The sequence below is a fragment of the Gilliamella sp. CG35 genome (assembly GCF_046635745.1).
GTDB classification, from domain to species: domain Bacteria; phylum Pseudomonadota; class Gammaproteobacteria; order Enterobacterales; family Orbaceae; genus Gilliamella; species Gilliamella apicola_I.
This window is the reverse complement of sequence record NZ_JBIDFH010000005.1, coordinates 130,159-142,528: the sequence shown is the minus strand read 5'-3', so window position 1 is coordinate 142,528 and position 12,370 is coordinate 130,159. Positions and strand designations below refer to the sequence as shown.

General features: G+C 35.3%; 13 protein-coding genes. All 13 read left to right on the top strand.

The features are described from left to right. Window positions 1–164 precede the first annotated feature (164 nt). The 13 genes from ACGH4F_RS03985 to ACGH4F_RS03925 all read left to right on the top strand — a co-directional run bounded on the left by ACGH4F_RS03985 (window position 165) and on the right by ACGH4F_RS03925 (window position 12,330). The gene (locus ACGH4F_RS03985) at window positions 165–491 is read left to right on the top strand and encodes a phage holin family protein (protein WP_218837354.1); all 327 of its coding nucleotides are present in this window, start codon (window positions 165–167) and stop codon (window positions 489–491) included. Between the two features lie 11 nt (window positions 492–502). Beyond that, window positions 503–943, top strand: coding sequence for a D-Ala-D-Ala carboxypeptidase family metallohydrolase (locus ACGH4F_RS03980; RefSeq protein ID WP_411590077.1), 441 nt, complete (start codon window positions 503–505; stop codon window positions 941–943). Continuing rightward, window positions 940–1,419, top strand: coding sequence for a lysis system i-spanin subunit Rz (locus ACGH4F_RS03975; RefSeq protein WP_411590075.1), 480 nt, complete (start codon window positions 940–942; stop codon window positions 1,417–1,419). The genes ACGH4F_RS03980 and ACGH4F_RS03975 overlap by 4 nt, the downstream gene beginning before the upstream one ends. Window positions 1,420–1,570: 151 nt before the next feature. Further along, window positions 1,571–1,978, top strand: coding sequence for a phage tail terminator-like protein (locus ACGH4F_RS03970; protein ID WP_411590074.1), 408 nt, complete (start codon window positions 1,571–1,573; stop codon window positions 1,976–1,978). 24 nt (window positions 1,979–2,002) lie between these two features. After that, window positions 2,003–2,659, top strand: coding sequence for a phage tail protein (locus ACGH4F_RS03965; RefSeq protein ID WP_267361141.1), 657 nt, complete (start codon window positions 2,003–2,005; stop codon window positions 2,657–2,659). Window positions 2,660–2,675: 16 nt separating this feature from the next. After that, on the top strand, window positions 2,676–2,990 hold the full coding sequence (locus tag ACGH4F_RS03960) for a phage tail assembly chaperone (RefSeq protein ID WP_267350661.1): 315 nt from the start codon (window positions 2,676–2,678) through the stop codon (window positions 2,988–2,990). After that, window positions 2,987–3,292 (top strand): DUF1799 domain-containing protein, encoded by a 306-nt coding sequence (locus ACGH4F_RS03955; RefSeq protein ID WP_081299198.1) that lies wholly within the window; start codon window positions 2,987–2,989, stop codon window positions 3,290–3,292. Before ACGH4F_RS03960 ends, ACGH4F_RS03955 begins: the two co-directional genes overlap by 4 nt. Before the next feature lie 35 nt (window positions 3,293–3,327). Continuing rightward, the gene (locus ACGH4F_RS03950; protein ID WP_411590072.1) at window positions 3,328–5,928 is read left to right on the top strand and encodes a phage tail tape measure protein; all 2,601 of its coding nucleotides are present in this window, start codon (window positions 3,328–3,330) and stop codon (window positions 5,926–5,928) included. A 304-nt stretch (window positions 5,929–6,232) separates the two neighbouring features. Continuing rightward, the gene (locus tag ACGH4F_RS03945) at window positions 6,233–6,574 is read left to right on the top strand and encodes a phage tail protein (protein WP_411590070.1); all 342 of its coding nucleotides are present in this window, start codon (window positions 6,233–6,235) and stop codon (window positions 6,572–6,574) included. A gap of 62 nt (window positions 6,575–6,636) precedes the next feature. Continuing rightward, complete coding sequence (locus ACGH4F_RS03940) at window positions 6,637–7,371, top strand: phage minor tail protein L (RefSeq protein WP_267361137.1); 735 nt, start codon at window positions 6,637–6,639, stop codon at window positions 7,369–7,371. 1 nt (window position 7,372) lies between these two features. Continuing rightward, the gene (locus ACGH4F_RS03935; protein ID WP_411590068.1) at window positions 7,373–8,095 is read left to right on the top strand and encodes a C40 family peptidase; all 723 of its coding nucleotides are present in this window, start codon (window positions 7,373–7,375) and stop codon (window positions 8,093–8,095) included. Further along, window positions 8,085–8,687, top strand: a complete 603-nt coding sequence (locus ACGH4F_RS03930; protein WP_267350655.1) for a tail assembly protein — start codon at window positions 8,085–8,087, stop codon at window positions 8,685–8,687. Before ACGH4F_RS03935 ends, ACGH4F_RS03930 begins: the two co-directional genes overlap by 11 nt. Window positions 8,688–8,694: 7 nt before the next feature. Next, window positions 8,695–12,330, top strand: coding sequence for a phage tail tip protein (locus tag ACGH4F_RS03925; protein WP_411590067.1), 3,636 nt, complete (start codon window positions 8,695–8,697; stop codon window positions 12,328–12,330). The last annotated feature ends 40 nt before the right edge of the window (window positions 12,331–12,370 follow it).

Sequence of the window (12,370 nt, the reverse complement as noted above, 5' to 3'; positions counted from 1 at the left end):
AAGTCTCTTTTATTCAACCGCTTCATTGCGGTTTTTTTATGTCTACGATTTAACTATCAGTTATCACAATTCAACGGATTCGCAGAGCAATCTCAGAAAATAATTTATACATAAGTGCTGCGTAACCCTTTCTTATTTTTAACTGCCTCAGCAGGAGGCTCACGATGAAGATGAAACCTATGCCAATCAAAGAGCCTGACCATATCAATTGGTATGTTGTCGTTTATTTGTTTTTTGTCACATTACTGGGGTCATTAGCCAGTTATTGCTATCACATTATTAATGGGAATAAGTTTAATCTGATGATTTTAATTGCTCAGATATTTATTTCTACTTTTGCCGGCGCGCTGGTGGTGTTGGCAGCCAGTTATTTTAACTGGCAGTTTGAGCTGGCTGGCGGTGTTGCCGGTTTAGCGGGGTGGTCAGGCGCAACCTTAATTAAAGCGCTTGAAGAACAATTAATAAAAAAAACACGTGGACATGATGATTAAAAGGAAAACTAATGAAACTGACTGAACATTTTAAACTGGATGAGTTTACCTACTCATTGACGGCCAGTCGATTAAAAATTGACAATTCCGTACCGGCAGCACTGATGCCCAATATCCAATTAACAGCAATAAAACTTGAACTGGTCAGAAAAGCCCTTGAGCACCCAATTATCATTACTTCCGGTTACCGTTGTCCGGCATTAAATGCCCGGGTAGGTGGGGTGGCAAGTAGTGCACACACTCAAGGTTTGGCGGTTGACTTCCGTTCGCCATTCGGCACACCGAAACAAATCTGTCAACGATTGATAGATGCAGGAGTCGTGTTTGATAAGCTTATTCAGGAGCATAATCAATGGGTTCATATCGGATTCAGTCCCACTCATAATCGCCAAATAGTGCTGACCGCCGTCAAAAATGGTGGTAAAACCGTGTATTTAAACGGATTAGCATGATGAATAAATTAACATTGTTGATTAAGTTATTACCGTATGGTGGCATTGTAATAACCGGTTTAGCGCTTTATTTTGCGTATCACTGTTGGCAAGGTGAACAACAGGCAATGGCTAAAACGGTGGCGTTAGAAGCGCAATTTAACGCGTATAAACAAGGTAACAATGCCATTAAATTAATTGAGTCAAATATTCTTGAGACAATAAAAGATGAACAGGTTAAAACAGATAGTTTACGTGATGATGTGGATAATGGCCTTGTCGAGTTGCGCATCAAAGTCGCCACCCTTGAACGAAATAGTGCCGCCACCGGCGATATTGCTGACAAAGCCTTACGACTTGCAAAATCTTCTCAACAAGATTATTACCGTCTCACCCACGCAATCAGCTATAACCAAGCCCTAATCGAAGGATGGCAACAATACTACTGTCAGGTCATTGCACCTCAAAATAACACACTGTTTATGTGTAATAGATAATTGTTTTATCAGGTGTAAATAGCTTTTTCTAATCTAATTTATTGAATAAATTTAAAAAACTCTTCCTTAATTTCTGAAGTTTTTATGAAATTTATAAGCAAACAATAATTAACAAGATCTATTTTTAAAATGTCGCTAAGGAGATGATAATTTGATTTCAACAATCTCAGCATTGCTTGAATCTCACCTTGATATTATTGCAAAAAAACTAAACTTACCTGTTTTCGCTGAAAATAGTGAAATACTTTCTTATTCCGATATTTATCTCAGAACTTATATTTTACCAGAAGTAACAACAAGCGTTGATTCAGAAGGAAAATTGAAGGTTTATCGAGGTGTTTATCAAATTTCTGTTGTCGCACCTATCAATAGCGGTAAGTTACGTTCTCAACAAATATCTGATGAAATTATTCAGCATTTTCCACTCAATTTAGAGTTAACAAGTCATAACTTTTCACTTTATGTAAATTCTATACCAAGTGTTTATCCAGCAAAAATGGATAATGCTTGTTATACACTACCGATCAGCTTTAACTATCGTGCTGATTCTATATTTTAAATAAAATTTAAGGAGATATATATTATGGGTTTTGCTTTACCTAATGGTTCACGTGTGTATGTGCAAAAATCACACAACGAAGTAACTAACTTTAATTCAATTTCTAATGCTAAAGAAGCGGTGGTAACGTTAAATTCAGGGCATGGACTAGTGGTCGGGGACGAAGTCATGCTCACTTCATCATGGACTAAATTGAATAATATTGTCGCAAAAATTTCTCACGTAAATAACAATGAAGTGACTTTGGGTAATATTAATACTAGTAATACAACGGTATTCCCGGCAGGAGAAGGACAAGGAACTATTACCAAAATAACGGAATGGGAACAACTACCTCAAATTAAAGAGGTTGCTACTGAAGGTGGTGAACAGCAATTTATTCAAATTCAGTTCCTTGATGATGATGCAGAACGTCAATTACCGACTATCAAATCAGCGAAAAGTAAAAGTTTTACCATTGCTCATGACAGCTCATTACCTATCTACACATTGTTACAGCAGTTGGATTTAACCAATAATGTTGTTGCAATGAAAATGTATGTTCCTAAAGCTAAAGAAACACGTTATGACTCTGTCCGTATTGCTTTTGATCCGACGCCAACAACAGCCATTAATGATATTGAAACTGTAAAAGTAAGTGCGACAGTTGAGTCACCAGCAATTACTTTCTATAAAGATTAATTAGGACATTTTAATCATGGCAAAATTTAAACTTATTGCAGATCCGACATTTAGATGTGAAGTTTCCATTCCGCGTCCTGGATTGGACGATGGTCAAATTAGCTTTGATTTCAAACATTATTCAGTTGATAAACTGACCGTGTTTGAGACCGAGCTTAAGGATAAACCTATCATTGAATTTATGATAAAAATTGTATCTGGTTGGAATTTGGATGAAGAGTTTAATCAAGAAAATTTAAATATCTTATTAAATAACTATCCTGCTGCTTGGCAAGCAATAACTAATACTTATTATAAAGAGATGTTGGGACAACGAGAAAAAAACTCATAGAGCTTGCCACTGCACTTTATTCATCAACGCCTTCAAAAGCTGAACTTGATTCTTTTGGGCTATCGGAAGTCGATTATGAAGATGAGTATATAGAAATATGGTCAGATAACTGGGATGCTTTCCAGTTATTCCAAGCCATGTCAACGCAGTGGAGAACAAGCATGAGTGGTATTTTAGGTCTTGACTATAATTGCTTGCCTTGGGTAATGCAAATGCTTGATATTAAAGGAAACCAAAAAATTTTTAATGATATTCGGTTAATGGAAAGTCAGGCCTTAACAATCATACACAAATCAAAATAACCGACGAAAGTCGGTTTATTTAATATGGGTAATCTATGTCAAAAACAACTACATTATCATTAAAAGTTGAAACAGGTAATCTTGATAAAGAGATTAAAAGAATTAACGAGTTAGATGTAAAGCTTAAAACCACTGATAAAAGTTTGAGAACACTAAATACATCTAAACTAATGCATAACAATATTAGTAAACGTCAATTGGAATCTTTATATAACCAAATTGGTGTCTATAATAAGTTATTAGGAATCATTCATCCGATCAACAAAGCATTGGATAATCTGCTTTATGTGCAACAACAATTATCTGACAATAATGGAAATGGATTTATTGATGCTCATGCTTTTCAAGTTTTTAATTCAATAATTGAAAGCTCTAAGTATCAATTAATTGGGATAATTGAATCGCAAGAAACATTTGCCAATACAAGTGAAAAAATGAGTGCGGCATTAAGTCAGATTTCAAATCAAATGAAACAGATGTCCGCACAAGCGAATGTAAAGAAAAATCCATTAATGACACTGGCGGAACATGGAATAGAAATTGGTGAATTGTTCGGTCCTGTTGGGAAAGCTATTGGTACGATAGTTGAAGTGGGTGCCGTCGTCGGTAAGGATTTGTTTGACTATTTTGATAATGCTGTATCTGCCACTGATAGTTTAAGAGAATCCCAAGAAAAATTGTATAGTATTGTTAAACTAAATAAAGATGGAACAGTTTCATTTACTGATGAATTGAAGGAGCTAGCAAATATAAATCCCAAATTTGCGACGGCATTTATTCAGACTTCAAAAAGACTTTCAGAAAAATCAATTGAGTCTTCAAAAGGTGTGTTTGAAGAAATTTTAAAAGAATCAAAGATTAAATTTAACAGAATAACTAATGACTTGGACTATATTCAAAAACATCCAAATGGAATTGAAGTACCTGAAAAAATTGATAATATTTGGGAGAGTAAAGAACAATATAGAAAGGCTAATCAAAAGGTGTATGATGATATCTTTAGTTCTTTTAAATCAAGCACTGAGCAACTTGCTAAAACCTGGAATATAACTAATGAAGAAGCTAAGCTTTTTGTAAATAAATTGTTAGAAATTAAAAATGCCTCAAATTCATTCGAGTTTGAAGCAAAATTAAATGATCTTGGAGCTTATTTTGGAGACATTTCATCAATAGCTGGTAAAGGAAATGATAATTTAGATAATTTTATAATAAAATTTAAAGAAATTATTACCAAAGTCAGCAATTCAACAAAAATACTGAAGTCATCAAATGATTTAACTGGCAACCCTCAAGGCGATAAAGGCAATGTAAATAAAATAAATACTTTATTTTCTTCAAAAAATAGTGCGCCGTCATTATTAAAAACTAGTCAACGAGATGAAAAAAATCTTCAAATTCAACTAGAATCATTAAAAGAACAGAATGCAACGATCGGTGCGATAACGGCAGAACGTAAAAAATACTTTGATTTGCAAGCTCAGATTAACATCTTGGAACAAGAAAACAATAAAAGTAGACTAACCGCAGAAGAACGTTATTTACTAGCCAATAAAGCGTCGTTACTTACTCAATATGAAAAAAATGCGTCAATTTCTGAAGAAATCAATGGTCGAATCAAAGTCCAACAGATTTTACAAAATATTAATCACAATTCTACTCAATTACAAAATGAGATTGCAGATAAAAAAGCGACCTTTGGAATGACATCATCTCAATCGTCAAGGTATCAAAGTCGAATTAATTTAGAAAGAAATAAGGAACAAGATTTAGATCCAAGTAATAATCTAAGTCAAGAAAACATCATCACTATAACCCAAAACTACCTTGAGGCAGCTCAACTTTTAGAAGAAAGTTTTGTGCAAGAAGATTTACAAAAAGGAGATTGGATAGCTGGTTTAACAACCGGTTTGAAAGATTTTGCTGAAACATCTCAAGATGTTTTTAGTGTTGCTAAAGATTTTGCGCAAAATTCAATTGGATCTATGTCTCAAATGATGACAACGCTTGTCACAACAGGCAAAGCAAACTTTCAAGAGTTTGCAAAAACTATCTTAGTTAATCTAATTGAAATTATTAATAAATTGATTTTAGCACAGATTATTCAATCTGCTTTAACGAGTTTTGGTGGTGGAGGAAAAGCGACCGGAGGGCTTCAACAAGCTTATACAGGGGGTGAAATTCTTGGATATGCTTCGGGTGGAAGTGTGGGATATGCATTGGAACCGGGCGGTTTTACCGGACGAGGTAATAAGTACCAACCAGCAGGAATTGTTCATAAAGGCGAGTTTGTTTTTACAAAAGAGGCAACTAAACGATTAGGTGTAGACTATCTTTATAGTCTGATGAATGATTCTCATAAAGGATATGATAGCGGTGGTTATGTTCATACCTCTATTTCGGCTCCGATAGCATTAGCCCAACGCACAACTCCTTCTTCAAATGCAATCACTGTTAATCCCAATATTGTATTAAATATGTCTTCAGAAAATAGTACTTCTACTCATGGCAATAATACCGATTCAAAACAAGTTCAATCTCAAGTAGATGCGGTTATTAGACGGCAAATGAATGAGATGTTTAAAAAATCAGTTTCACCGGGAGGAGAGTTATACAACGTCATGTATGCAATGAAGTAACGATATTAACCATTATAGATTCTTTTAAAAATCTCTAAATGGCATAATTTTAACACTTATTGAATATTAAAACACAATAACAACTCATTTTTAATCATCCCTATTTCTTGGAATATCATCGTATTTTAGTCGTCTATAGCGCGTAACTGGATTCAGTTCAACACAATTAACTTAATTTTTTATTGCAAAGAAAACATGAAGTTCAAAGTTAAAATTGATCACATAAATAAATATCCGTTTTGATGTTTTTAATTCAACTAAATTACCTAGACATATTCAAAACCAAATTTTGTTTGAGGAGTATATGAAAGTAGATAAATTTAAATGGAAAACAATGCATTCCCCCAATGGAGGGGAAAAAATGAGTATCACAGAAGTAAAATTTAACGATGGATATTCGCAAATTTGGAGTTCTGGAATCAATAAATCAGGTGAAACATGGGATTTGTCCTATACGGGTCATTGTAACGAATTGGCTGAAATCCGTCAGTTTCTTAACAGCCATATTATTCATTCCTTTCAGTGGGTTAACCCTTGGGGAGAAGAAAGATTATATCGTGTTCAAAACGAATCAATCAAATCTGAATTTATCTCTTCGAATGTGGTAAAGCTAAGTTTTACTTTTGTCCAATCTTATGCACCTTAATTATTCAAATGTAGACCTCAAAAAATTTTCTTAATTAAGTTTTGGGGATTGATGGAGATAACATGTCAATAACACAAGATTTACAAGCCATTGAAGGCAATGAGCTGATACAACTTATTGAAGTTGATTGTACAAAATTTGGGCTTGATGAGGTTTTACGATTTCATTCTCATAATATCTCTGCTGAAGGGTGGGCTTCCTTTGCTGTTGGAAATTTACCTTCTATAAAATGGCAAGGTAAAGAATATTTACCTTATCCGTATGAATTAAGTGATCTTGAATTAAGTAGTACGGGTGCACAACCTACCCCTAAATTGTCAATCGGTAATATTGACGGAAGAGTGACTAGATTGTGTATAGATTATGATGATTTAGTTCAAGCGAGAGTAAAAATTCATACCACAATGGCAAAATACCTTGATTCAGACAACTGGTTAGCAGGTAATGCCACAGCCGATCCAACTCAAGAAAGAGTTCAATTATTTTTTATTAATAATAAACGCGAAGAAACGAAAGCTATTGTTGAATTTGAACTTTGTTCGCCATTTGATATTCAAAATTTACAATTGCCTACCAGGCAAATCACAACAATATGTACTTGGTGTATGCGTGGATGGTACCGCTCAGGTACAGGCTGTGATTATGCTGGAAATAAGTTTTTCACCAAAGACGGAATTGCCGTCGATGATCCGGCAAAAGATGAATGTGGAGGACTATTAAAAGATTGTAAAGCCCGACATGGTAATAAACCTCTTCCGTTTGGCGGTTTTCCTGCGGCTAATCTTCAAGGTAAGTAATATGCGACAAAAATTATTAGATTTAATCAAAAAGCATGTGGATAGCGAATACCCAAATGAAGCTTGTGGATTCATTATTGATACGGGAAAAAAACAGATTTATCTACCTTGTAAAAACATTTCAGATAATCCACAAGCGCATTTTTTAATATCACCAGAAGAACAGTTAGCTGCAGAAAAACAAGGTGAAATTATCATGATTATTCATTCTCATCCTGATGTTACGTCACTGGTTCCGTCAGAGTTTGACCGTATTCAATGTGATTATACAGGTATTGAATGGGGAATAATGTCTGCTCCTGATGGTGACTTTTGCACAATATCGCCACGAATAAATCGAGATTATACAGGGCGACAGTGGTTGCTTGGTCACGCTGATTGTTGGTCATTAATAATGGATTATTATGATCGTGAATATGGAATTAAATTAAACAATTATTCAGTGCCACGAGAATGGTGGAATAGTGGGAAAGAGCATCTTTATGATGATAATTGGCAAGCAGAAGGATTTGTTGAAGTCGGTCTGAATGATATGAAAGTCGGAGATATGATTATGATGCGCATTGGTTCGCAAGTCACAAATCATGCTGCTATTTATGTGGGTGATAATCTTATTTTACACCACCTGTACGGTCAATTATCTACACGTACACCTTACGGTAAATATTTTAGAGATAGAACTGTTCGCATTGTGCGGCATAAGGAGTTATTTAATGCTCAGTAAGTTAACATTGAAAGGTGCAATGGCAAGGCAATTTGGAAAAAAGCATACGTATGACGTAAACAATATCCGGGAATTGCTACGCGCACTTTGTGTGACAATAAAAGGGTTTGAAAAATATATGAGTACGGCTCATTTAAAAGGCATTAAGTTTGCCTTTTTTGTGGATGGAAAAAATATTGGAATTGATGAGTTTGATATTAATGTTAATGGCAAAAATTATGTGATTATGCCGATAGCTCAAGGCGCAAAAAGTGGTGGTTTATTACAAGTTGTGATCGGAGCCGTTGCTTTAATTGGTGCTTTCTTTACTGGTGGTGCCTCTTTAACGCTATTGGGTGCTGAAATTACTGCATCTTCAGTTTTAGCTAGTATTGGTTTGAGCATGGCATTAGGTGGCATTGTGCAATTACTTACCCCTCAGCCTAAATTTAACGCAGGCGGGGCATCAAATACTGAAAATAAACCTAACTATGGTTTTGGAGCGCCCGTTAATACCAATGCGGTAGGCTATCCTGTTCCTGTTTTATTAGGTAACCGTGAAATTGGTGGCGCAGTGATTAACGCGGGTATTTATTCAGAAGATCAACAATAGGTGGATTATGCAATTAATAGAAGGTCAAAAGGGCGGTAAAAAAAAGCAACATAGACCTTATGAACAACCCGATAATTTGCTTTCAACAGCAAAGCTCAAAGTGCTTTTAGCATTAAGTGAAGGGGAAATTCAAGGCGATCTAACAGAACAAAATATATTCATTGATAATACTCCACTAGCCAATTTCGATGGTACACGTAATTTTAATGGTGTTGCATGGGAATTCCGTAATGGTGCTCAAACGCAAGATTATATTCAAGGAATACCTGAAATAAGTAATGAGTTAAAAGCCGCTTTTACTGTAAAATCTGACAATCCTTGGATACGATCATTTAGTAATCTAGAATTAGATGCCATAAGAATCAAATTAAGTTTACCAAGTCATTTACATTATAAAGAAAATGGTGATACGGTAGGAACTGTTACCAAATATACTATTGACTTATCAACAGATGGCAGTGCGTTTGAAACGGTTATTCATGGTGAATTTAATGGAAAAACTACCTCAGAATATCAGCGAGATCATCGCATCAATTTACCAAATGCATTAGAAGGGTGGAGTATACGTGTTAGACGACTAACACCTGATTCGAAATCGAATAAATTGATTAATGCGTTTAGTGTTTTTTCATATGCGGAAATTATTGACAGTAAATTACGGTATCCTAATACCGCTCTACTTTATATCGAGTTAGATGCTAGCCAATTTAATGGTTCTATTCCTAAAATTAGTTGTAAACTGAAAGGAAAAATTGTCCAAGTACCAGACAATTATGATCCAGTAAACAGGACCTATTCAGGCACTTGGACTGGCGGATTTAAAATGGCATATACCAATAATCCTGCTTGGCTTTCTTATTATTTGATGCGTGATGAGATAGCAGGTATGGGGGTCAGAATTGATTCAACAATGCTCGATAAATGGTCAATTTATCAATTAGGTCAGTATTGTGATCAAATGGTACCTGATGGTCGAGGTGGCATGGAACCTCGCTTTGCTTGTAACGAATATATACAAAGTCAAGAAGAGGCTTATAACGTTCTAAAAGATTTAGTGGCTTCATTTCGGGGTATTATATTTTGGGGTAATGATCAGATCTGTTTAACCGCAGATATGCCACAAGATGAACCAGATTTTATCTATCATCCATCTAATGTTATTGGCGATTTTACCTATTCTGGTGGTTCATATAAAAATCGTTATACATCCTGTTTAGTTGCATATTCTGATCCTAACAATCATTATTGTGATGATGTTGAGGCTGTGTGGGATCATGATTTGATGCGTCGTTATGATGTCAATGTCATGAAATTAACAGCGATAGGTTGTACTTCGCAAGCTGAAGCGCAACGACGTGGACGTTGGGCTTTACTTTCTAATGCAAAAGATGAAGTGATCACATTTTCGGTAGGACTCGATGGCTATATTCCTTTACCTGCACGAATTATTGGGATTGCTGACCCTTCTCGTTCTGGCAAAGAAAATGGCGGGCGTATTCACGCTGTTGAAGGACGAAAAATCACATTAGATAGAGCCGTAGAATATGATGTGGGCGATCGGTTAGTCCTTAATTTACCAGATGGTTCTGCGCAAAGCCGAACAATTAGAGCGATTAGTACAGACAAAAAAACACTCACTGTTACGGCTAATTATAAACTGACACCAGTTGCTGGTGCAGTATGGTGTATTGATAGTGATAATATCGCTATTCAGTATTATAGAGTAACCTCAATATCATCGTCTAATGAAGGTCAGTTTACAATTACGGCTATTCATCATGATCCAAATAAATTCAAATATATAGATCAAGGTATACGATTAGAGCCAAAACCAATAACAGTTACTCCACCAAGTTCAGTTTTATCCCCCAAAAATATTGTTTTATCAGAAAGTAGTTATATATCTCAAGGCCTGTCAGTGGCATCATTGCAAGCTTCTTGGGATGTGGTAGAAGGTGCGACAAACTATATTGCTCAATGGAGAAAAGATAATTCGTCTTGGATTAATATTGGGCGAACTAATGGAACGAATTTTACCGTCGAAGGTGTTTATACTGGTGTATATGAAGTTCGAGTACGAGCAGTAAATGCGATAGATGCATCTTCACCCTGGGCTTATTCACAAGCCAAAGCAATCAAAGGAAAAGTTGGTAAACCTAACAGACCAGTAGACTTTACTGCTAGCGAAAGTGTGGTATTTGGTATTGACCTTAATTGGTCGTTTCCAATTGGAAGCGGAGATAGTAGTTACACAGAAATTCAATATAGTACGACTGAAAATGAAGAAAATGCCCTGCTATTAAGCAATGTTAGTTACCCAACTTGCAATTATTCTCAGACAGGGTTAGCTATAGGTCAACAGTTTTTCTACCGTGCTCGCCTTGTCGATAAAATTGGTAACATCAGTGATTGGACAGATTGGGTTAGAGGTGTTTCAAGTACCAATACTAACGATTTGACAGACCATATTTTTGAAGAAATAAAAGAAACAGACGCTTGGCAATCTCTTGTCGACTCTGCAGATAATGCTGCTATTAATTCAATAGCGAATGCAAAATCCATTATTGAAAATGCACTGGCTATAGACGCTGAGACAAAACAGCGCAGAGTTGAAAACGGCAACTTATTCGCTGAAATTCATGAAACCCATTCAGCTTTATTAACTGAGAAAGCAGCAACAGCCATTGCTTTAAAAGAGTTGAACGCTAAATACGGTAATATAAATAGCAATTTATCAGAATTAAAACAGACAACAGCTGAACAAAATGCCGCTACTGCCAAATCAATACAGGCAATTAACACAAAAGTTGGAGATGTTTCTACCACCATTTCAGATGTCAGTGAAACGGTAAATAATTTAAATGGTAAAGTTTCAGCTCATCGTACAATGAAAGTTGAAGTAGATGACAAAGGTCAACAGTATGTTGCAGGTATGACAATGGGTGTTGAAAATACTGAACAAGGAATGCAAAGTAATGTCATTTTTCTTCAAGATCGTTTTTCAATCATGAACTCAGCCAATGGAAATCCTCAAACAGTCTTTACGACACAGGGTAATCAAGTTGTCATTAATGATGCAGTTATTGGTGATGCTTCAATAACGAACACGAAAATTGGCAATGTTATTGAATCAAATAATTTTAGAGAGGGTGTATCTGGTTGGCAATTATCCAAGCATACAGGAACATTGAAAGCCATTAATGCTGACATTTCAGGGAGATTGCGTGCCACATCAGGAGAGTTGAATAATGTTGTAATTAATGAAAATTGTCAGATCAAAGGTAAATTAACAGTCAACCAAATCGAGGGTGATTTTTTAAAACTTTATACTTTGAAATTTGGGGAAATTTTAACAATTCCATCAACTTATTTTGAAAGGAGCGTTATTTCCACTCAAATAACACTTATAGCAACAGGAACTGGTACAAAAGAAGATCTAATCGAGATGTCAGTATATAAAAATGGACAAAAGATTTTTGCCAGAACAGCGATAGCAAGCTATAACCGGCAAAACATTGTTACAGGAAATTTTTCTTTCAAAATTCCTGCATGGGAAATAACAACACTTGAAATAAAATCAAGAAATTGGGGTTTGAATAAACCACGAGTTCCAGAAATTTCATTATTCGCGATGAAATCATAAAAGCCGATAAATTTTTTAAAAAACTAATAAATCATTGTTA